The sequence below is a fragment of the Cellulomonas dongxiuzhuiae genome (assembly GCF_018623035.1).
GTDB classification, from domain to species: domain Bacteria; phylum Actinomycetota; class Actinomycetes; order Actinomycetales; family Cellulomonadaceae; genus Cellulomonas; species Cellulomonas dongxiuzhuiae.
In genome coordinates this window covers 403,670-423,748 of sequence record NZ_CP076023.1, presented here as the reverse complement: position 1 = coordinate 423,748, position 20,079 = coordinate 403,670, and the positions used below count along the sequence as shown (strand labels likewise).

General features: G+C 71.0%; 20 protein-coding genes. 5 read left to right on the top strand and 15 right to left on the bottom strand.

Annotation, left to right across the window (positions count from 1 at the left end; translation table 11 throughout):
• Positions 1–30: 30 nt before the first annotated feature.
• The 3 genes from nrdH to KKR89_RS02035 all read right to left on the bottom strand — a co-directional run bounded on the left by nrdH (position 31) and on the right by KKR89_RS02035 (position 3,096).
• Complete coding sequence (nrdH, locus tag KKR89_RS02045; protein ID WP_208197045.1) at positions 31–276, bottom strand: glutaredoxin-like protein NrdH; 246 nt, start codon at positions 274–276, stop codon at positions 31–33.
• Positions 277–839: 563 nt separating this feature from the next.
• Positions 840–1,067, bottom strand: a complete 228-nt coding sequence (locus tag KKR89_RS02040) for a chemotaxis protein CheW (RefSeq protein WP_208197044.1) — start codon at positions 1,065–1,067, stop codon at positions 840–842.
• 139 nt (positions 1,068–1,206) lie between these two features.
• The gene (locus KKR89_RS02035) at positions 1,207–3,096 is read right to left on the bottom strand and encodes an AAA family ATPase (RefSeq protein ID WP_208197043.1); all 1,890 of its coding nucleotides are present in this window, start codon (positions 3,094–3,096) and stop codon (positions 1,207–1,209) included.
• A 218-nt stretch (positions 3,097–3,314) separates the two neighbouring features.
• On the opposite strand from KKR89_RS02035, the gene KKR89_RS02030 reads away from it, so the two are divergent.
• Positions 3,315–3,791 (top strand): hypothetical protein, encoded by a 477-nt coding sequence (locus KKR89_RS02030; protein ID WP_208197042.1) that lies wholly within the window; start codon positions 3,315–3,317, stop codon positions 3,789–3,791.
• 24 nt (positions 3,792–3,815) lie between these two features.
• On the opposite strand, the gene KKR89_RS02025 is transcribed toward KKR89_RS02030, so the two are convergent.
• From KKR89_RS02025 to KKR89_RS02005, 5 genes are all read right to left on the bottom strand, one after another.
• Positions 3,816–4,241: a heat shock protein transcriptional repressor HspR gene (locus KKR89_RS02025; protein ID WP_208197041.1), complete on the bottom strand. Its 426-nt coding sequence runs from the start codon at positions 4,239–4,241 to the stop codon at positions 3,816–3,818.
• 79 nt (positions 4,242–4,320) lie between these two features.
• On the bottom strand, positions 4,321–5,307 hold the full coding sequence (locus KKR89_RS02020; RefSeq protein ID WP_208197040.1) for a DnaJ C-terminal domain-containing protein: 987 nt from the start codon (positions 5,305–5,307) through the stop codon (positions 4,321–4,323).
• A 130-nt stretch (positions 5,308–5,437) separates the two neighbouring features.
• The gene (grpE, locus tag KKR89_RS02015; protein WP_208197039.1) at positions 5,438–6,067 is read right to left on the bottom strand and encodes a nucleotide exchange factor GrpE; all 630 of its coding nucleotides are present in this window, start codon (positions 6,065–6,067) and stop codon (positions 5,438–5,440) included.
• Complete coding sequence (dnaK, locus tag KKR89_RS02010) at positions 6,064–7,926, bottom strand: molecular chaperone DnaK (RefSeq protein WP_208197038.1); 1,863 nt, start codon at positions 7,924–7,926, stop codon at positions 6,064–6,066. The genes grpE and dnaK overlap by 4 nt, the downstream gene beginning before the upstream one ends.
• A gap of 271 nt (positions 7,927–8,197) precedes the next feature.
• Positions 8,198–9,196, bottom strand: a complete 999-nt coding sequence (locus tag KKR89_RS02005) for a DUF4232 domain-containing protein (protein WP_208197037.1) — start codon at positions 9,194–9,196, stop codon at positions 8,198–8,200.
• Between the two features lie 255 nt (positions 9,197–9,451).
• Here KKR89_RS02005 and KKR89_RS02000 point away from each other — a divergent pair, with 255 nt between their 5' ends.
• The gene (locus KKR89_RS02000; protein WP_251140971.1) at positions 9,452–10,189 is read left to right on the top strand and encodes a GH25 family lysozyme; all 738 of its coding nucleotides are present in this window, start codon (positions 9,452–9,454) and stop codon (positions 10,187–10,189) included.
• Positions 10,190–10,340: 151 nt separating this feature from the next.
• Here KKR89_RS02000 and KKR89_RS01995 read toward each other — a convergent pair whose 3' ends face one another.
• The 6 genes from KKR89_RS01995 to KKR89_RS01970 all read right to left on the bottom strand — a co-directional run bounded on the left by KKR89_RS01995 (position 10,341) and on the right by KKR89_RS01970 (position 16,523).
• Positions 10,341–11,024 (bottom strand): MOSC domain-containing protein, encoded by a 684-nt coding sequence (locus KKR89_RS01995; protein ID WP_208197036.1) that lies wholly within the window; start codon positions 11,022–11,024, stop codon positions 10,341–10,343.
• Positions 11,025–11,262: 238 nt separating this feature from the next.
• Complete coding sequence (locus KKR89_RS01990; RefSeq protein ID WP_208197035.1) at positions 11,263–11,862, bottom strand: DNA topoisomerase subunit B; 600 nt, start codon at positions 11,860–11,862, stop codon at positions 11,263–11,265.
• 267 nt (positions 11,863–12,129) lie between these two features.
• Complete coding sequence (locus KKR89_RS01985) at positions 12,130–12,981, bottom strand: DUF6999 family protein (protein WP_208197034.1); 852 nt, start codon at positions 12,979–12,981, stop codon at positions 12,130–12,132.
• Between the two features lies 1 nt (position 12,982).
• Positions 12,983–13,690 (bottom strand): iron-containing redox enzyme family protein, encoded by a 708-nt coding sequence (locus KKR89_RS01980; RefSeq protein WP_208197033.1) that lies wholly within the window; start codon positions 13,688–13,690, stop codon positions 12,983–12,985.
• Positions 13,687–14,829: a 3-oxoacyl-[acyl-carrier-protein] synthase III C-terminal domain-containing protein gene (locus KKR89_RS01975; RefSeq protein WP_208197032.1), complete on the bottom strand. Its 1,143-nt coding sequence runs from the start codon at positions 14,827–14,829 to the stop codon at positions 13,687–13,689. The genes KKR89_RS01980 and KKR89_RS01975 overlap by 4 nt, the downstream gene beginning before the upstream one ends.
• A gap of 941 nt (positions 14,830–15,770) precedes the next feature.
• Positions 15,771–16,523 carry a class I SAM-dependent methyltransferase gene (locus KKR89_RS01970; protein WP_208197031.1) on the bottom strand — a complete coding sequence of 251 codons (753 nt, stop codon included), beginning with the start codon at positions 16,521–16,523 and terminating at the stop codon, positions 15,771–15,773.
• A gap of 218 nt (positions 16,524–16,741) precedes the next feature.
• On the opposite strand from KKR89_RS01970, the gene KKR89_RS01965 reads away from it, so the two are divergent.
• From KKR89_RS01965 to KKR89_RS01955, 3 genes are all read left to right on the top strand, one after another.
• Positions 16,742–17,176, top strand: a complete 435-nt coding sequence (locus KKR89_RS01965) for a RidA family protein (protein WP_208197030.1) — start codon at positions 16,742–16,744, stop codon at positions 17,174–17,176.
• An 812-nt stretch (positions 17,177–17,988) separates the two neighbouring features.
• Positions 17,989–19,212 carry an RICIN domain-containing protein gene (locus KKR89_RS01960; protein WP_208197029.1) on the top strand — a complete coding sequence of 408 codons (1,224 nt, stop codon included), beginning with the start codon at positions 17,989–17,991 and terminating at the stop codon, positions 19,210–19,212.
• Positions 19,213–19,319: 107 nt separating this feature from the next.
• Positions 19,320–19,628: a hypothetical protein gene (locus KKR89_RS01955; RefSeq protein WP_208197028.1), complete on the top strand. Its 309-nt coding sequence runs from the start codon at positions 19,320–19,322 to the stop codon at positions 19,626–19,628.
• 12 nt (positions 19,629–19,640) lie between these two features.
• Here KKR89_RS01955 and KKR89_RS01950 read toward each other — a convergent pair whose 3' ends face one another.
• Positions 19,641–20,066: a hypothetical protein gene (locus KKR89_RS01950; protein WP_208197027.1), complete on the bottom strand. Its 426-nt coding sequence runs from the start codon at positions 20,064–20,066 to the stop codon at positions 19,641–19,643.
• Between the last annotated feature and the right edge of the window lie 13 nt (positions 20,067–20,079).

Genomic DNA, 20,079 nt, shown 5'->3' with positions numbered 1-20,079 from the left:
CGGGGCGACGGGCCGGGAGGCCCGCCGACGTCAGGCGACCTGCGTCGCCAGCTTCTCCGCGAGAGCCTTGATGCGGTCGGGACGGTAGCCCGACCAGTTCTCCGCGCCGACGACGACGACGGGCGCCTGGAGGTGGCCGAGCGACATCACGTAGTCACGCGCGTCGGCGTCCTGCGAGATGTCGACGACCGTGTAGTCGTGGCCGAGCTTGTCGAGGGCGCGGTACGTCGCCGTGCACTGCACGCAGGCCGGCTTGCTGTACACCGTGATGGTCATGTCTGCTCCCCCGAGCTCGTGGTCTGTGAGTGGTCGTCATGCCGGCCGCGTCACCCGGGGGTGGGGTGCGCGCGTCGTCCTCGTCGGCCCTCCGGACGCCCCCCGGAGGGAGCCTTCCGACCTGCTGACGAGGCCCGCGTGACACCCGTGTGGTTCGGGGCGAGCCGTCGATGTAGACACTACACCTGGGGTCTGACATCGCAAGTCACTACTAAGTGTTGTGTTACAGCCGTGTCGTTCTTCACCCTGTGGGCTCAGTCACCCACCCCCTGTGGACACCGGCAGCACCCTCTGACGTGCGACGACGCCGCCCCGCCGCACGACACGCCGGGGCCGCCCACACGCGTGTGCACAGGGGATGGCGCGTCGTCCCCATGTCCGTCCACAGGCGCTTCGCACGGGATGTCCGGATGGTCGGCCTCGGGCGCACGCGCGCCTCGGCACGACACCCCCGGACGAGAGGTGTGGCGCCACCCTCACATCACCCGAAGGGGTGCGGGCGGGCCGTGGCCCGCCGGGCCGTGCCGGGTGCGCGTCGCTGCACGCCCGGCACGGGACGTCGGTCAGACCGACGTGAGCGCGCGGCCCAGGGCCGCGACGACGACCAGGCCACCGACGGTCCAGGCGAGCACGGAGCCCAGCAGGTAGCCGACGTAGCGCAGGCGCTGCCGGGCGGATCCCTCGAAGTACGGGGCGGGCGCCCAGCGGATGGTCTCGTTGAGGTGGCGCAGACGGGTGCGCAGGGGAAGGGCGGCGGTCGTCGGACGACGATGCCAGGTGACGGCGGACACGGCGGTAACGCTCCTTGTGAGTGCGATGGATACGAGGGGCCGGGGTCGCCGGCCCCCTCATCGTCTCACGATATGGACGCTCGCCAAGGACCAACGGCCCTGGTCGGCCCGCCCGCGCACCCGTCCCCGCGACCGCCGGTCAGGCGATCCGCAGGTGCTCACCGGGCGACACCGGACGCACGCCATCGGGCCGTGCCGTGACCGCCTTCTCCAGCACCGACGTGATCTCCTCGCCGACCAGCTCGTGCCGCTCCAGGAGCGCGTCGCGCAGCGCCTCGACGAGGTCCCGGTTGCTCGCGAGCAACCGGCGCACCGTGCCGCGCGCACCGTCGAGGACCTCCTCGAGCTGCGCCCGCGCCGAGCGGTCGGCGATGACCGCGGACACCAGGTCCCGGTCGGTCGCCGCGAACGACACCAGCGAGCCGGTCATGCCGGCCGCCCCGACCATCTGCGCCGCCGTGCGCGTCGCCGCCGCGAGGTCGGACGCCGGCCCCGTCGTCGTCTGGCCGAAGAACAGCTCCTCGGCCACCCAGCCGCCCATCGCGATCTGCACGAGCGCCCGCAGGTCGTAGTGCGTGTGGGTGTAGACCTCCTCGCAGTCGCCGTGGGCGAGCAGGCCGAGGGCCGAGCCGCGCTTGACGATCGTCAGGACCTCGAGGTTGCGGTTCGGCGCGACGAGCCACGCCGTCACCGCGTGCCCCGCCTCGTGCGTCGCGATCAGCGTGCGCTCCGTCTGCGTGTACGTCACGGGATGCCCGAGACCGACGAGCTCGGTGATGCGCGCCTGCTCCACGTCGACGAACGACATCGCGTCGTCGCCGCGGCGCAGCGCGTTGACCAGCGCCTCGTCGAGCAGGTGCTCGACCATCACGGGCGTCCAGCCGCTGGTCGCGGCGGCGACGCGGTCACGCACAGCGGGCTCGTCGAGCTCGGGGTGGTGGGACCGCCGGGCGAGGAAGTGGTCGACGAGCGCCCGCCGCCCGTGCGCGTCCGGCGGGTTGAACGTGAGCCGCCGGTCGAAGCGACCCGGGCGCAGCAGCGCCGGGTCGAGGTGGTCGGCGCGGTTGGTCGCCGCGATGAGCAGGATCGGCGCGCGCGTGGGCCGGCGCTGCATGAGCTGACGGTGCGACGGCAGCAGCAGGTTCACCGCCGCGACGAGCCGGTTGTAGATCTTGTCGGAGCCGACGGGCTCGTCGAACGACTGCATCTGCACCAGCAGCTCGTTGACCACGCCGCCCGTGCCCTCGGAGATCATCGCGTTGCGCACGACCCCCGTGCCCTCGGAGATCATCGCGTTGCGCACGACCCCCGTGCCCTGGCCGGCCAGCATCGCCGACGGCGACGGCAGGGCCACGAACGCCGCGGTCGGGTCCGCCCCCAGCACGCCGCCACGACGCAGCGCGATCGCGTCGATCTCCTCGATGAACCCGATCGCGCCGCCCTCCTTGCGGGCCGCGGTGCGCAGCGCCTTGAAGTAGGTGCGGATCTTGCGCGCCGTCGCGCCGTAGTACATCGACTGGAAGCTCGTCGCCGAGACGAACAGGAACGGCACGCCCGCCTCGGCGGCCATCGCCTTGGCCGTGAGCGTCTTGCCCGTCCCGGGCGGCCCCTCGAAGAGGATGCCGCGCCGCGGCGTGCCGCCCATCTGGTCGGCGAACCGGCGGTGCGTCTGGAACAGGTCGATGGACCGGCGCACGTCGTCGACGATCGGGTCGATGCCCACGACGTCGTCGAGCGTGACGTCGACCTGCTCGGGCCGGTAGGTGACGTGCGGCGAGCGCCCGGCGCCCACCTGCGTCCCCACGAGCAGCGCGATGAGCGCCACGAAGAACAGCACGGGCGCGATGACCAGGGGGTCCACGTCCGGCAGCACGACGAGCGGGCGCCCGGTCAGCGCCGACCACACCACGTACGCCTCGAGGACCAGCACGACGAGGCACAGCCGGATCACGCGCCGGCGACGCACCCGCTCACGGTCCACGGCGATGTCGTGCGAGCCGAGCGGGGAGCGTACGGGGGCGTCGGTCACGGGCGGACCCTTCGTCAGGCGGCGACCGGCGGGGGCCCGGTCGCCGCATCCGCGGTGGTCGCGCCATCGTCGTCCGGATTGTCTGATTCGGACAACCGCTGCGACCGACTGTCACCCGTCCGGCCCAGATGTCGGAGCCGACGAGGTCGCCGTGACCGGTACGCGCGTCCTCGGTGGGTAGCGTGCCACCGACACGCGACGAGAGGACGGGCTCAGGGATGACCGACGGCACCACCGGGCAGGGCGGCGTGACGGGGCAGGACGCGAGGGGGCAGGGCGCGAGGGGGCAGGGCGCGAGGGGGCAGGGCGCGAAGGGGCAGGACGCGGCGGTCGTCGACGTGCGGGTGCTGCCCTGGCGGCCGAAGCGGCGGGTCAAGGACCTCGGCGTGGACCTCGTGTCCCTCGGCGGCGGCGCCGACCTGCTGGGGGTGGTGGTCTCGACCGTCGTCGCGATCATCGCCGCGCTGGTCGTGCTGGTGTTCCTCGTGTCGCTCGTGGTCGTGCTGCTCGAGCTGTGGATCGTCGCCCTGGTCGCCCTCGCGCTCGTCCTCGCGCGGTTCGCCGGGCTGCTGCCGTGGGTCGTGGACACCGGGCGCGGGACCTTCGAGCGGTACCGCTGGCTGCCGCACGCGACGCGCCGCGTGCGGGAGCTGAACGGTGGCGGTCCCGCGCGGATGCGCTGGCGCTGGATCTGACCGCGCACCGGCCGGCCCTGAGCGTCAGTCGCGCGGGCCGCTGCCCGAGGTGAGCTGGCGCGGCGTCCAGCGCGGGCGGCGCTCCGGAGCCGGCTCCGCCAGCGGGTGCAGGCGGTCGGCCACGACGTTGCCGGTCGGGTCCGCCCGGAACACGCGGCCGCGCGGGTCGACGAGGGTCCGCAGGAACTCGACCTGCCGGCGCATCGCGCGGACCTCCTCCTCGAGCTCGAGGATCCGCTTGATCCCCGCGAGGTTGACGCCCTCGTCCTGCGAGAGCCGCTGCACCTCGCGCAGCACCTGGATGTCACGCATGGAGTACCGGCGGCCGCGGCCGCGCGTGCGGGCGGGCCGGACCAGGCCGAGGCGGTCGTACTGGCGCAGCGTCTGCGGGTGCATGCCCGCGAGCTGCGCGGCGACGGAGATCACGTAGACCTTCGCGTCCTCGTCCATCGGTCCTCCCTTCCTGCTCGCCCCCCTGTTGTCCTGCTCTGCGTGCCGCCCGCCGGCTGCGTGCCGGCCCGGCCGTCCGTCAGCGCCGCGCCTGCGCCATGAGGTCGGCGCGCACGTCCTCGCCGGACGTCGCGATGCCGAAGGCCTGCACGGCCTCCTTGGCCGCGTGCGACAGCTTCTGCGGGACGACCACCTGCACGCTCACGAGCAGGTCGCCCGTGCCCTTCGGCGTGGCGACGCCCTTGCCCTTGACGCGCAGCGTGCGCCCGGACGGCGTGCCCGCGGGCACCTTGACCCGCACGGTGGAGCCGTCGAGCGCGGGCACCTCGATGGTCGCGCCGAGCGCGGCCTCGTCGAACGCGATCGGCACGGTCACGCGCAGGTTGGTGCCGTCGAGCGTGAACACGGGGTGCGGCTCGACGTGGACCGTGATGACGAGGTCGCCGGCCGGCGCGCCCTGGTCGCCGGGGCGGCCCTTGCCGCGCAGCCGGATCTTCTGCCCGTCGCGCACCCCCGCGGGGATGCGCGCGTTGACGGTGCGCCCCTCGACGGACAGCGAGATCGTCGAGCCCTCGACCGCGGTGCGGAACGGCAGCGTCGTCGTCGCCGTCAGGTCGGCGCCGGGCTGCGGCCCGCGCGCCGCCCCGAACCCGGGGCCGCCGCCGAACAGGCCGCCGAGGATGTCCTCGAAGCCCGCGCCACCGGCGCCGGACGTGGAGTAGCGGACGCGCCCGCCGGGGCCGTTGGCACCGCCGCCGAACATGCCGCCGAAGACGTCCTCGAACCCGGCCGTGCCGCCACCCCGCCCGCCCGCGGTGAAGCGGGCGCCACCGGCCATGGCACGCAGCTGGTCGTACTGCTGACGCTGCTCGGGGTCCGAGAGGACCGCGTACGCCTCACCGATGTCCTTGAACCGCGCCTCGGCCCCCGCGTCGCCCGGGTTCTGGTCCGGGTGCAGCTGACGCGCGAGCTTGCGGTACGCCTTCTTGATCGTGGCCGCGTCGGCGTCCTTGGTGACGCCGAGCACGGCGTAGAAGTCCTTCTCCAGCCAGTCCTGTCCGGTCACGGCGCCTCCCTCCGGTTCGTCGTGCTGTGCGTGTCCGTGGTCGTGCTCCCAACGATCCAGGTGCCGCAGAGGCGGCGGCCGGTGCCCGGCCGCCGCCTGCGGGCGTGCGTGGTGCTGATGATGCTGGTCCTCAGGCCTCCGGGTCCACGACCGCGACGCGCGCGGCGCGCAGGATCCGCGCGGGCGTGCGGTAGCCGGCCTGCAGCACCTCACGCACCGTGGGCTCGGTGACGTCGGACGAGTGCCCGTGCATGAGCGCCTCGTGCACGGCCGGGTCGAACGTCTCCCCGGCCTCGCCGTACCGCTCGATCCCGAGCCGCTGGAGCGTGGACTCCAGCTTCTCGGCGATCGACGCGAACGGACCCGTGAGGTCACCGTGCCGGCGTGCCAGCTCGATGTCGTCGAGGACCGGGATGAGCGCCTCGCCGACCGTGGCGACACCGCGGTCGTGAGCGGCCAGGGCCTCGGCCTTGGACCGCTTCACGTACGCGTTGTACTGCTGCTCGAGGTTGTAGTGCGCCGCCTGGGCGCGCTGCAGCTCCTCGAGCCGCTCCGCCGCGAGCTTCTCGGCCTCGACCAGGCCCTCGAGGACGACTGCCTCCTCGGCCTCGGTCGTGACCTGCTCGGCCTCGGCCAGCACGGCCTCCTCGGGCGTCGGCTCGCGCACGTCGCCCGTCTCCGGGTCGACGCGGCGCTTGTCGGTGAAGCGCGGCGTCTCCTCGGGCTCGGGGGTCCCCGCCTGGGGTCGCTCGTCAGTCACTTCTTGTCGTCCTCGTCGTCCACGATCTCGGCGTCGACGACGTCCTCGTCGGAGGTCGTCGAGCCCGCGTCGCCGGCGGGGGCGCCGTCGGCGGCCGGGGTGGCGCCCTGGTTGGCGTAGAGCGCCTCGCCGATCTTCTGGCTCGCCGTGAGCAGGGCGGCGTGCTTGGCCTTGACGGCCTCGACGTCCGTGCCCTCGAGCGCGGTCTTCAGCTCCGTGACGGCGCCACCGACCTCACCCTTGATGTCGTCCGAGAGCTTGTCGCCGTTGTCGGCCAGCAGCTTCTCCGTCTGGTAGACGAGCTGCTCCGCGGTGTTGCGGGTCTCGGCCTCCTCGCGGCGACGCTTGTCCTCGGCCGCGTGCTCCTCGGCGTCCTTCACCATGCGGTCGATGTCCTCCTTGGGGAGGGCCGAGCCACCGGTGATCGTCATCGACTGCTCCTTGCCCGTGCCGCGGTCCTTGGCGGACACGTGCACGATGCCGTTCGCGTCGATGTCGAACGTGACCTCGATCTGCGGCATGCCGCGCGGGGCCGGCGCGATACCCGTCAGCTCGAACGTGCCGAGCGGCTTGTTGTCGCGCGCGAACTCGCGCTCACCCTGGAACACCTGGATGAGGACGGACGGCTGGTTGTCCTCGGCCGTGGAGAAGATCTCCGAGCGCTTGGTCGGGATGGCCGTGTTGCGCTCGATGAGCTTGGTCATCACCCCGCCCTTGGTCTCGATGCCGAGCGACAACGGGGTCACGTCGATGAGCAGGACGTCCTTGCGGTCGCCCTTCATGACGCCGGCCTGCAGCGCGGCACCGACGGCCACGACCTCGTCCGGGTTGACGCCCTTGTTGGGCTCCTTGCCGCCCGTGAGCTCGGTGACGACGTCGAACACCGCGGGCATGCGGGTCGAGCCGCCGACGAGCACGACGTGGTCGATGTCCTTGACGGAGATGCCCGCGTCACGGATGACCTGCTGGAACGGCGCCTTCACGCGGTCGAGCAGCGACTGCGTCATCTGCTGGAACTGCGCGCGCGTCAGCTTGGTGTCCAGGTGGATCGGGCCGTTCTCGCTCATGGAGAGGTACTGCAGCGAGATGTTGGTGCTCGTCGCGGACGACAGCTCCTTCTTGGCCTGCTCCGCCGCCTCGCGCAGACGCTGCAGGGCGATCTTGTCCTTCGACAGGTCGACGCCCGTGGTGTTCTTCACCTCGGTGACCAGGTGCGCCACGATCGCGGCGTCCCAGTCGTCACCGCCGAGGCGGTTGTCACCGGCCGTCGCGCGGACCTCGATCGTCGAGAACCCGTCGTCGTCCTTGCCGACCTCCAGCAGGGACACGTCGAACGTGCCACCACCCAGGTCGAAGACGAGGATGTTCTCGTCCTCCTTGCCGCGCTCGAGCCCGTAGGCGAGTGCCGCAGCCGTCGGCTCGTTGATGATGCGCAGGACGTTGAGGCCCGCGATGGTGCCCGCGTCCTTCGTCGCCTGGCGCTCGGCGTCGTTGAAGTACGCCGGGACCGTGATGACGGCGTCCGTGACCGGCTCGCCGAGGTACGCCTCGGCGTCCCGCTTGAGCTTGCCCAGGATGCGCGCGCTGATCTCCTGCGGCGTGTACTTCTTGTCGTCGATCGTCACGGACCAGTCCGTGCCCATGTGGCGCTTGACGGACGTGATGGTGCGCTCGACGTTGGTGACGGCCTGACGCTTGGCGACCTCGCCGACGAGCACCTCGCCGGTCTTCGAGAACGCGACCACGGACGGAGTCGTGCGCGACCCCTCCGCGTTCGCGATGACGGTGGGCTCGCCGCCCTCAAGGGTGGCGACCACGGAGTTGGTGGTGCCGAGGTCGATGCCGACTGCTCGTGCCATGTGTGTGCCTTCTTCCTGGAGCCAGGGGCTCCGACTGCGGTCGTTCGGGACGTCTTGAGTCCGCCGGGCTCAAGTCTGCGTCGGGACGGGGTCCCGGGGCAACTGGAGACGGCGGAAGTTGAGTCTGTGAGGCTCAACCTTTGAGGGCGGCCGCTTGTTCCCGGGGCGGCGGGATCGGGATGCACGAGCGACTACCTACGACGCATGGGAGTCGGTCCTCACCGAACTTGACGGATGTCGCACGAGGTTGGCGGATCGGGCAGGGCGCAACTCACGCGCCGGGGCCGCCGTCCACGACGAACGGGGATCCACCACCCGTGTGACCGACCTGCGCCGACCACTGCGTGGGCTCGGCGAGCACCGGCTCGATGTCCGACCACGGCAGCCGCGCGCTCACCGCGTCGCCGGGCCGCAGCGCGGCGTCCCGCCCAGGCACGACGTCGTCGAGGCGCGCCGCGACCGAGCCGCCGCTCGCGCGCGCGAGGCTGAACTCGTGCGGCACGACGCATGGCCTCAGGCCGATGTGCGTCAGCCACACCCGACCGGTGGGCTCCTGCGACTCCTGTGCGCCGCTCCCCAGCGACTGCGGCCCGTCCACGGACGCGACGAGGTCCTCCGCGAGGCAGGCGCCCCAGGCGCCCGGCTCCAGCGGCGGCTCGTCCCTGCGCGGCGGGCCGTACCCGAGCGGCTGCCACGGCCCGACGGTCATGGCCGCGCCGTCGATCACGTCGAACGGCGCCTCGAAGCCCGGCAGTCCGGGGATGGCGATGACGACCGAGCCGTCCGCCATGCCGACGCCGACGGTCTGCGGGGTCGTGGTGTCCGCGGCTGCCCCGTAGCCACGCCAGGCGAGCTGCGCCGCCGCCGACGCGCGCGGCTCGAGGCGCAGCTCTGCCGGCGCGTCCACTGCCGGCAGGAGGCCGGACCCGTGGTCGATGACGAGGAGGAGCGGACCGTCCTGGTCGAGGGTCAGCGGCGGCGCGCCCGAGAGCGTGCAGGCTCGGGTGGTGCGGTTCACCGCGCGCAGGCTTGCCCAGCCGTTGCCCGTGGCGCGGTCGAAGGCCTCGACGGCGATGTCGAGGTCCGCCGGTCCACACGGCGGCGCGGCGCCGTCCGAGACGGGCGGCGCCGGCAGCGCGGGTCCGGGAGCCGCAAGGCGCACCTCGGGCGACGCCGGGTGCGAGCCGTCGTCGCCGTGGCACGCGACGAGCAGACCGGGCGCCGCGACGAGCGCGGCGGCCCCGACGGTGAGGGGCTTGGCTCCGTGCATGCGTGCACGCTCGCACGGCGTGCACCGCAGCCGCCCGCATCGCACGCCCACCGCTACGAACGTTCACGGTACCTCCGCGACCCAGTCGGGGCGTCCTCGCCCCGTCCCGGCCCGTACACAGGTCAGGGCAGCGCCCACGCCGACCAGGGCATTGCCGGGCCGCCCACCGTCAGCGCGGTCCGTCGAGACAGGCGACGACGACCGGTCGGGTGGACGCTGCGCGCGCCGGACGCGCGACGACGCCAGACTGGCGCGGTGCCGAGCCGCCGTCGCGTCCGTGTCCTGCTGATCGTCCTGACGGGGACGATCGTTGTCCTCGCGCTCGGGGCCGCGCTCGTCGAACGCGGCCTGGTGTGGCCGAACCGTCTGTTCGCAGCGCGCTACGACGTGCGGGGGGTCGACGTCTCGGCGTGGCAGGGAACCGTCGACTGGCCGTCGATCGCCCGGCAGGACGTCGACTTCGCGTACGTGAAGGCCACCGAGGGCTCGTCGTTCGTCGACCGGGAGTTCGAGGCGAACCTGCGCGGTGCGCGTGAGGCCGGGCTGCTGGTCGGTGCGTACCACTTCTTCAGCTTCGAGAGCAGCGGCAGGGCGCAGGCGGAGCACGTGCTCGCGACGGTGCCGGACGACGAGGACCTGCTGCCCGTCGCGATCGACGTCGAGTACTACGGGACGTTCCACGCCGACCCCCCGGACGCGTCGCAGGTCCGCCCGGAGCTGACCGCGATCATCGAGACCCTGCGTGACCACGGCACCGAGCCGGTCGTCTACGCGACCCGCAGCGCGTACGACCGGTACGTCGCCGGCCACTTCCCGGGCACGCCGATCTGGATCCGGTCGGTGATCGTGCCGCCCACCATGTCGGACGACCGGGCGTGGACCTTCTGGCAGTACTCGAACCGGGACCGCCTCGACGGGTACGACGGCGAGGAGTCGTTCATCGACATGAACGTCTTCGACGGCGACCTCGACGACCTGCGCGCCCTGCGGTAGGCCTGGCGAAGGGAGCGGACGGTCATCACCCGATGACCTGGACGAGTCCCGGGGCCCACCTAGCATGCCCGACCGCAGATCTCGGGGATCCGAGGATTCGGGCAACATGGTGAGACGCGAGCTGTCTCAGATGGTGCGGCCCATCCTCGGCTCAGAGCACCGAGATCTCGTCGCCGAGGGTGATCACACCCGGTCGGCTGACGTCGGCGTAGACCGCGAGGTACAGATCTCGCTCGGAGCCGAGCGACCGGAGCCAGGGGGCACGCGGGCTGGTCCCGTCCTGCTGGACATCGATCATCCGGCACCGTGGGATCCGCTCCACGACCGTCAGCGCGGCGGACCCGAGGGCGATCTGGTGGCCGACCCACGTCTCCTCGATGAACGGCGTCTGCGTCTCCACGACGATGTTGACGCGCAGCCGCCGAGGGTCGTCGCTGCCGCCCCACCGGGCCGCGCACCATGCGATCGTCGCGGTGCCGACGAGGGAGACGGCACCGGCGTCCTGGTGCGGGACGGCAGCCTCGGGCAGGATGCGCTGCTCGCTCCCCATGGCGGAGGTGAGGTGCCGGTCGAGCAGCGGGTCGCCCACGAGCCAGCTCGTGTCGTCCGAGCGAACCTCGACCTGGCCGTCCGCCGTCGTCGACGCCGTGTAGCGCACGACGGCGTCCCGCCGGCGGAACCGGCGGGTGTCCTTGACCGACGCGAACCGGCCGTCGCCGTCCACGACGGCGTACCAGCGGTCCCCGTGGAGCCCGCGATGGTCCAGCTCGGCTGAGGCCAGCGCCTCTCCACCCATCGACTTGACCGGGTAGCGGCGCAGGGAGGTGACGACCACGATCTCGAACCTAGCGAGTCGCTCACGGGGATCAGTGCTCCTGCGCGTCCTGACGCGCCCGATGGCGACGCGCGGGCTGCCGAGGCACTGAGCCGCCGCTGTTGTTGGCCTCCCGTGCCCCGCCGCCCGCCGCGGGCAACCGACTCTCACCGTCGCGTCGTCGAGACGCGCGGGGCGCAGGTCGGGATCGGGCAGGTTCAGCCGATGTTGGTGCGGAGCCGAGTCATGAGGGTGTCGGTCATCGGAGATCGACCTGCAACGCGGGGAACCCGGCGAGGTCGCTGTCGACGAGGGACTCCGGCCCGTGAACCTCGGCACCGACGCGGAAGGTCACTGAGGTGCCGGTGGCCGTCGACGCGGTGATGGCGCAGAGCTCGTCGTCCGGCACGCCGTGCCGATAGGTCTGCGACCACGCGCCGTTCGCGCGGTGGTTCTCATGGACGAGTACCGGGCACATCGCCGACACGACCGACATCCCGCGTCGTGGCAGGCCATCGGGGAGTCGCGCACAGTCCTCCGCATCGAAGAAGCGGACGTCCCTGGTCGACATCACGGGCTTGCGGATCACGTCGCCGTGTTCGTCGACCCGAGTGTCCGTGCCGCGCCCGTCGTCCGCGACGGTCACCGTACCGTCGGCTCGCATCGTCACGACGGCGTGACCCATACGCCCACGCGACTCCGCCTCTTCGTTCGCGTACGCGAGCACCTCGAGGATGAGGTGGCGTCGACCACCCGACCCGTAGAGCGTCGGGCGCGATCGGATCTCGGCAAGGTGCGCGAGGTCGAGATCGCTCGACCACGCGTGTGTGGTCGTCACCCACGACGCCCTGTCGCTCACGCATCTCAGGCTATCGAGGCGACGCGCTTTTGGCGCTCGCTCTCGGACGCAGGCATCGAGTACACGGTGATCCGGGGTACCCGAGACGCTCCTTCGGAATGTGCGCCTCGTGGCTTCTGCGCGCCGCGCTCGTCTGGTTCCTGACGTCAGCGTCGAGGCCGCGGTCCATCTCCGCCATGTCGCTGGCGGGTCGATCGGAGAGGTCGAGCGCTCTCTGGCAGACGCCGGTGGTCTCAGAGACGAGCGCGCGCTGCAGTTCGCGCTGGATCAGTCGAAGTCCACCGCCGTGTCCCGCGGGTACTGGCCGCCGGCGAGCTTCACCAGCTGCGCGTGCGCGTACTCGCAGACGAGCGCATGGCGGTACACCATGCGCGGCACGTCGACGTTCGAGTCCATCCACAGGCTCATGCCGGCGAGCTTCCAGTGCCGGAAGGTGTCGTCGCCGGTGATGACGGCGAGGATCTCGAGGAAGGAGTCGTCGAATCGCATCGAGTGCACCGCTCGGCGGTACTCCTCCGAGCTGAGCGCCACCGAGAACGGGATGTTCATGAAGCACAGCGCCGTCTGGATGTCGAGGCGGACCAGTCGCCGGCGGTGCCGCTCGGCGTCGAGCGGCGGGATGTCCAGCTGACGGAAGTCGAGCGGGTCACGGGCGACGAGAGGCACGACGTCGAGCGCGATGAGCACGTCGTACACGTTGACGTCGTGCTCGACGACGGCCTGGTCACCCAGCTCGGACAACGACTCGGGACGCAGCGTGACGGGCTCGATGCCCACCGGGGTGTTGCGGATGATGAAGTTCACCAGGTTCGTCTCGATGACGAAGTGGCGCAGCAGCAGGTCCACGGCGTCGGGTGACACGCACCGCCGCAGGAACCACACGCAGAGGAAGTCCATCGTCCCCAGCGGCATCCACCGGAATGGAAGCAAGCGCTTCAGGAGGCGGATGATCGTGACGAGCACCCGCGAGAGCACCATCGCGATCGGGTAGAGCCAGCGCCGGGACTGACGTCGCTGGTCGTCGATGATCTGCCGTACCACCGCCCGGTCGAGCGGAACCGAGGGGTCGGCGAAGATCGCCTCCCACATGCTCGGGTCAGAGCGGACGAACTCTGCCACCTCAGCGATCCAGCTCTTCGAGCTGCAGCGCGTAGAGCCGGGCGACGACCTGCGCGCACCGCACGATCTCGTCGGCGGTGGCGTCGTCGATCAGGCCGGACGTCAGGATCGCCTCCATGTCACCGGTGTGCGCGCCGTCCGCCTCCTGGTGGTACGTCATGAAGTGTACCTGGTTGTCGGCGAGGCCGAGCACCTCCTGGAACCGCGCCGCCCACTCGGCCGCGCGGCGAGCGCCCAGGCCCTCGATGATGAACATCGCGCCGAGCAGACCCGCAGGGTTCGGCTTGCCGGCGTAGTGGAACAGGTAGCCCGAGAGGGCCTCCGAGCCGACGTTCTTGCGACCGGCACGCAGCTCCTCCCGCGAACCGCCGAGCGCGACATAGTCGGCCTCGAGCAGGAAGTGGTCCCGGTGCTCCTCCTCGGCGTGCTTGATCGCGGCCGCTCGCAGCTCGAAGTGGTCGATGTCGAAGTTGGAGGCCGCCCGTGCGATCCACGGCGAGCCGTCGATCACCTGCTGCCGCAGGTTGAACAGCAGCCGCATGTAGTCCTCGAGCGTGACGGTGCCGTCGTCGAGGCGCTGCAGCACGGGGACCTTGGCCAGGTGCTCCTCGAGCTCGGCCCAGACATCGCCGAGACGCTCGAAGAGCGAGTCGCTGTCGGTGGCCGTCCCGGCGGCCGTCGACGGATCGGCCGGAGTGGTGGTTGTCACGACGATGCTCCTTGCGGGTTGGGTGGGGCGACCACGGTGAGCTGTGCAAAGGCGAAGGAGAAGCGGCCGGACTCCGGCACCGCGAGCAGGATGGTCTCCCCCGGCGCGAACCGGCCCGTCCGCACCGCCTCCTCGAGGGCGATGAAGATGCTGGCCGACCCGGTGTTGCCGCGGGTCTCGAGGTTGGAGAACCACCGATCGGTGTCGAGGGAGGGGACACGACGGCGCAAGGCATCGAACGCGACATCCCGGAAGACGTTGGTGCTGTAGTGGCAGATGACGTGGTCGAGGTGGCTGACGTCGATCAGCCCGATGTCCACGAGCTCCTCGAACTGCGCGATCCCGGTCTCGGCGAGCTCGTCGAGCATGCCGACGTCCTGCCGCAGGACGAACATGCCGGCGGCCCCCGCGTCCGCGATGCCGACGTCCTGCCAGGTGCCTCCGACGTGGGGCTCGTCGCCGCTCATCCCCGCGCGCATGCACACGGCGTGCTCATGAGCGAGGGACACCTGCCGTATCCAGTCGACCCGCAACGAGAGCCTCGTCGGATGCGGCTGGAACTCGACGACCACGGCCCCCGCCCCGTCGGAGAGCATCCACCGCAGGAAGTGCGCGTCCATGCCGGCGCGGAACCCCTCGTACCGACGCTGCCGCAGGCTACGGCTCGGCAGCTCGGAGGCCACGACCGCCCCGCGCGGGTGATCGCCGAGACGGACCTTGCTGACCACGGCATCCAGCGCTGCCATGCTCGAGGCGCAGACTCCCGACGCGGACAGCAGCTGCATCGGCCCGCCACCGAGCCGACCGTGCACCATGTTGGCGAAGCCGGGCACGAGCACGTCGCCCATGGTCGTCGCGGTCGCCAGCATCCTCAGGTCCGATGGTTGGATGCCGCGATCATCGAGCGCCGCGTTGAGCGCCTTGACCGCGAGCTCCTCGTTGAGCTCGGTGGGTTCGCCCTGCTCGTCGAGCGCGTAGTGCCGCTGCTTGATGCCGTTGGACGTGAGGATGCTGCGGCGGATGCGTGCGGTGACGGCATCGTCTCCGCCGAGCCGAGCCGCCATGCCGTCGTTGTCCACCGGAGGGCCGGGCAGGTAGCGACCGAAGCCCGTCAGGTACGCGCGCGCGGTCGTCGTCATGGGCGGAGCCTAGGGTCCGACACGCCGCTCCGACGGTCTGCCGCCGAGGTGACCATTCAGGGGATCAGCAGCACCTCGGTGGCTCCCCGTGTTTGTGCCCGACGCCCTGGACAAGAGGAAGGACCGCCGGGCCGCGCGGAGTGCACAGCACGACACGTCGCTTCCTCTGGTGCCGGCGACCTCGACGGTCCCGTGCGACCTCGGCCTCGATCCCGCCGCCCGTCATCGCCCGTAGGACGACACGCGGACCGGACCAGCGCAGCGCGGGACCCTGCACGAACGACTCACCGCTCGTGGTGTTCGAGGCACGTCGACGCTGAACGAGCGCGTTGCCGCCGACGCCCCTGTTCCCGCACGTCGCCGAGGATCCGGAGACGTAGGTGGGACGGACCCCGTCTCGCCCACTCGTCCAGTGGCCGCCGACCTGCTGGCGCATCGCGCGAGTCCCATCGCAGGTCACAGCACCGCGGCGCCCGCGTCGTGGGATCGATCTCATCCGAGTTGGCCGATCTCACGGAGCTGGCCACGGCGTGTCCGAATCTCACCGAGTCGGCCAAGCGGGATGCTCGACGCGTGCGCGCGTCGTCGACGAGAGCTCCCTCGAGCTGTCGCGGCTCTGGCTCGCGGGCTTCTCGGTCGTCATCGACGGTCGTCCCGTCAGCCTCGGGCCGCCGCACGGACGAGCCGGGCGACGTGCTCAGCTCTGGCGGGCGATGACGACGAAGGCCACGGCGCCCTCGAGAGCACCGACGCATCCATCGAGCACGTCGCCGCTGCATCCGGAATGGGCACCGCAGCCACCCTGCGTCGGCGCCTCCACCATGCGGTGGGTGTCCCCCCGACCGTGTACCGCGAGACGTTCCGGCTCGGGTGACCTCTGCGCCACTCCGGCGTCGGGCGTCAGGGAACGGGCGTGCGGCGCACGTCGACCGGACGTTCCTTCAGTCCGGCTCGCAGACGCAGAGCTGGACCGCGGCATCCCCGGTGAACGGTCCACCGGACCAGTCGCCGAATCGCTCGACGAGCCGGAGCCCACCCAGTGAGAGCAGGAGCGGCAGCTCCTGGGGGAAGATGCTCCTGATCTCCAGCGGCGCGACGACGACGTCGGTCTCGGACTCCGTCGAGAAGTACCAGGTCCCGCGGGTGACCTGCGCAGCCGCGTCGTAGGTCTCCGCGACGTCGACGTGCACGCGGCCACGATCGGGGTCCACGAACGACAGCGCCTCGCGTCTCCGTCGGACGCCGTCGGCCTGGGCGAGCATCTGCACGCTCGGGTTGAACACGTCGAAGACGAGCCGACCTCCGGGCGCCAGGTGCCGTCGCACCGACCGGAAGCAGTCGACCAGGTCCGACGCCTCGTGCAGATGGAGCAACGAGTTGGCGGCGATGATCACGAGGTCGAACGTCCGGCCCAGGTCGAACGCGCGCATGTCGCCCTGCACCCACTCCAGCTCCACGCCACGCTCGGCCGCCTTGCGCTGAGCCTCGGCGAGCATGCCCGGCGAGAGCTCCAGGCCCACGCACGGATGCCCGTCGGACGCGATCGGGATCAGCTTGCGGCCGGTGCCACACCCGAGCTCCAGGACTGACCCGCCTTGTCGGTCGGCCTCAGCCCGGTAGAAGTCGACCGCCGGCCCGCCACCCGGGAACAACCGGTCGTACAGCTTCGCGTCCGAGTAGAACCTTTCGCTCATGATGCGCATCGTCCTACGACGGGTGTCGAGATGAAGAGCCGATTGATCGGATCCGGGCGTCGTACCTTCACTGACGTCGGATCGGACAGCTGCGACGAGTTCCTTTCACCTCCTGTGGGATCTCATCTGCACCGTCCCAATCTCACGTAGTTGCCCAGGAGGCTCGTCGCGCTACGAAGTCGAGTCCCGCTCCCGGTGCGGGCATGGATCATGGGCGCATGCCTCCCGAGCCCGCCATCACCCTCATCCGACCCAAGCAGCTGACGGCGAAGGCTCCCTACGCCTACGCCGCGGTGGCCGGTGAGTTCGTCTTCACCGCCGGCGCCTGCCCGCTCGACGCTGACGGCAGGACGGTTGCCGTCGGTGACGTCGCCGGACAGGCGCGCCAAGCGATGACCAATCTCGAAACGGCACTACATGCCGCCGGAGCGCAGCTGACCGACGTCGTCAAGACGACCGTCTACGTCGCCTCATCTCGGCAGTCGGACCTGGGGACCGCCTGGAACGTCGTCCATGCGGCGTTCGGCGAGCACGAGGTGCCCAGCACGTTGCTCGGCGTGACCGTGCTCGGCTACGACGACCAACTGGTCGAGGTCGAGGCCATCGCGATCCGTCCGCTGCCGACGGCACCGGCAGGGGACCTCGACGGATAGGCGAGATGGCGACCGCCGGATGACCTCCATGCCTTTCACCTCGCGCCGTTCAAGATCTCGGGACACATGGTCACGACGGGCCCTCCTGACCTCGACTCACAGGCGCGGCGCAACACCTACTCGTGCATCAGCCCCGGACCCCCGGATCCAGGACGTGTTGCGACGAACGCACCGCGCCGACAAGGGCTATCTGGGCTTCATCGCCTCAGGCTGCAAACTAGGAGCCGTCGACATGTCCACTCGTCACATCCCGTTGGCCCGGGTCAACGACGCGTGGACCGTCAGGACCCGAGGGGTGTCGCACGTCTCACAGCCTTGTTCGCGTCGCAGGCGACAGGCTGACCCGATGAGCACACCCGACGGGTCGGACGGCTGACTGAACAGCAGGCCAAGCTGTTCGTCAGTACGACCCGCTGGAGCCGTGGTGGACCGAGAGCCACTACGACGACTCCTCCTGGGACGAGGAAGCGCTCATGCTCGCGGGCCGGCTCGCCGACGCCGGCTCCGTCGGTGATGTGCGAGCCCTGATCCTCGCGGTGCTCTCCGTGCCCTTCCCGGGCTCGCGCGTCGATGGCGGGCTGCTTCGTGACGACGACATCGACGCTCTTGCCGAGGCGTCATGGCACCTCCTGCTTCCGCTCCGACATGTGACGGAGCCCGTGCGCTCCCCAAGGCTGCCAACACCCCGCGCCTAATCGTTTGTATCGATCGCACGCCCCACGACTCCGTGCCAGAGTTGGCCGAACGCGCTGCGTGAACGTTCACAACGACGTGGAGTCGCGCCGCGCGGCCAGCTCCAGGAGGCAGACGACATGCACCGAACGGCCCGACGGCTGCTGCTCGCCGTCACACTCAGCCTCGCACTGGCCGGAGGGGTCGTGGCACCGTCCGCGCCCGCCTCCGCCGAGAGCAACGGCGGCACCCGCGTGATGCCCCTGGGCGACTCGATCACGGAGGGCGTCGGCATGTCCGGAGGCGGCGGGTACCGCGTCGGGCTGTGGCAGCGCCTGGCGCAAGGCGGCTACACCACGGACTTCGTCGGGTCGGGCTTCAACGGGCCGTCGAGCCTGTGGGACCACGACCACGAGGGGCACTCCGGCTGGAGGATCGACCAGATCGACGCCAACGTCGTCAACTGGGTGCGGACGTACCAGCCGCGCACCGTGCTGCTGCACATCGGCACGAACGACATCAGCCAGAACCGCGACCTGGCGAACGCGCCGAACCGGCTCGCGGGGGTCATCGACAAGATCACCAGCACGTCCCCGCAGACCGACGTCTTCGTCGCGACCCTCATCCCGGTCTCGTACGCGGACTCGCAGGTCCGTGCCTACAACTCCGCCATCCCCGGCATCGTGTCGAGCAGGGCCAACGCAGGCAAGCGCGTGCACCTCGTCGACATGTACCGGGCGGTCAGCCTCTCCGACCTCCCCGACGGCGTGCACCCCAACGCGAACGGCTACGACAAGATGGCGGCCGCCTGGTACGACGCGCTGCGTGCCGTGCCGGGGAGCATCGGCAACCCGGCGGGGGGCACGACCCCCACTCCCACGCCGACCCCTACCCCGACGCCCAGCCCGACCTCCAACCCCGGCACCGGCCCGGTGGACACCTCGGCCTGGTACTCGCTCGTCAACCGCAACAGCGGCAAGGCCATCGACGTGTACAACCTGTCCACCGCCGACGGCGCCCGCATCACCCAGTGGTCCCGCAACGGCGGCAACCAGCAGCAGTGGCAGTTCGTCAGCACCGGCAACGGCTACTACGAGCTGAAGTCGCGGCTGTCGGGCAAGGTCCTCGACGTGGCGGCGAGGTCGACCGCCGACGGGGCGGCGATCCAGCAGTGGAGCGACAACAACGGCACCAACCAGCAGTTCAGCATCCAGACGATCGACGGGTACATCCAGCTGATCAACCGGAACAGCGGCAAGGCCGTCGAGGTGCAGGGTGCCTCCACCAGCGACGGCGGGAACATCGTCCAGTACTCCGACTGGAACGGCTCCAACCAGCAGTGGCAGCTGGTCAAGGTCGGCTGAGCCCGGCACGTCACAGCGGGATCGCCTCGGGCGGCCTGCGGCTGAGGATCCGAGGGGTGTCGCACGTCTCATAGCCTCGTCCTCGCCGCAGGCGACAGGCTCACGCGATGAGCACACCTGGCGCGTCGGACGGCCTGGCTGAACAGCTGGCCAAGCTGTTCGTCAGGCACGACCCGCTGGAGCCGTGGTGGACCGAGAGCCACCACGACGACTCCTCCTGGGACGAGGAAGCGCTCATGCTCGCGGGCCGGCTCGCCGACGCCGGCTCCGTCGGTGATGTGCGAGCCCTGATCCTCGCGGTGCTCTCCGTGCCCTTCCCGGGCGCGCGCGTCGATGACGGGGTGCTTCGTGGCGACGACATCGACGCTCTTGCCGAGGCGTCATGGCACCTCCTCTGCTTCCGCTCCGACCTGTGACGGGCGCGCCCGTCAACCCCGTGCTCGGCGGATCTCCCGACGGCTCGGCTGACGCCGCGCGGCTTCGTCGACGTCCTTGAACCACTCCGCGCGGCGCAGCGCCTCGGAGTCGCCCCGAGTTGGCTGGCGCCGATGCTGTGCCTTCTCGCGCCGGCGCCGCTCGGCGAAGACCGCCGTGTAGCGCTTGTGACTCTCCCGTGACGCCTCCAGCGCCTCGAGCGCCGCCAGCAGCGTGGCCCCGGTCCAGTCGTCCGCTCGACGCGCTCCCAGCCGCCCGCCGCGTTGATCGGTGAGACCTACCAGCTGACGCAGGTACCGCTCGGTGCCGTCGAACCCGAGAGGGGCGTGGCGGTTGAGCAGCGACCTCAGCGCACTCGATCGATGCCTCAGAGGCAGGCTCGGGTCGCGGACCCGACGCGCCCACGTCCCCCAGCTCACCGGCGCAGGCTAG

What these genes read in the sequence shown, in the direction of transcription:
- nrdH (WP_208197045.1), bottom strand. Translation starts at nt 276, where the DNA reads ATGACCATCACGGTGTACAGCAAGCCGGCCTGCGTGCAGTGCACGGCG.
- KKR89_RS02030 (WP_208197042.1), top strand. Translation starts at nt 3,315, where the DNA reads ATGACCGACGGCACCACCGGGCAGGGCGGCGTGACGGGGCAGGACGCG.
- KKR89_RS02025 (WP_208197041.1), bottom strand. Translation starts at nt 4,241, where the DNA reads ATGGACGAGGACGCGAAGGTCTACGTGATCTCCGTCGCCGCGCAGCTC.
- dnaK (WP_208197038.1), bottom strand. Translation starts at nt 7,926, where the DNA reads ATGGCACGAGCAGTCGGCATCGACCTCGGCACCACCAACTCCGTGGTC.
- KKR89_RS02005 (WP_208197037.1), bottom strand. Translation starts at nt 9,196, where the DNA reads ATGCACGGAGCCAAGCCCCTCACCGTCGGGGCCGCCGCGCTCGTCGCG.
- KKR89_RS01975 (WP_208197032.1), bottom strand. Translation starts at nt 14,829, where the DNA reads ATGACGACGACCGCGCGCGCGTACCTGACGGGCTTCGGTCGCTACCTG.
- KKR89_RS01970 (WP_208197031.1), bottom strand. Translation starts at nt 16,523, where the DNA reads ATGAGCGAAAGGTTCTACTCGGACGCGAAGCTGTACGACCGGTTGTTC.
- KKR89_RS01965 (WP_208197030.1), top strand. Translation starts at nt 16,742, where the DNA reads ATGCCTCCCGAGCCCGCCATCACCCTCATCCGACCCAAGCAGCTGACG.
- KKR89_RS01960 (WP_208197029.1), top strand. Translation starts at nt 17,989, where the DNA reads ATGCACCGAACGGCCCGACGGCTGCTGCTCGCCGTCACACTCAGCCTC.
- KKR89_RS01955 (WP_208197028.1), top strand. Translation starts at nt 19,320, where the DNA reads ATGAGCACACCTGGCGCGTCGGACGGCCTGGCTGAACAGCTGGCCAAG.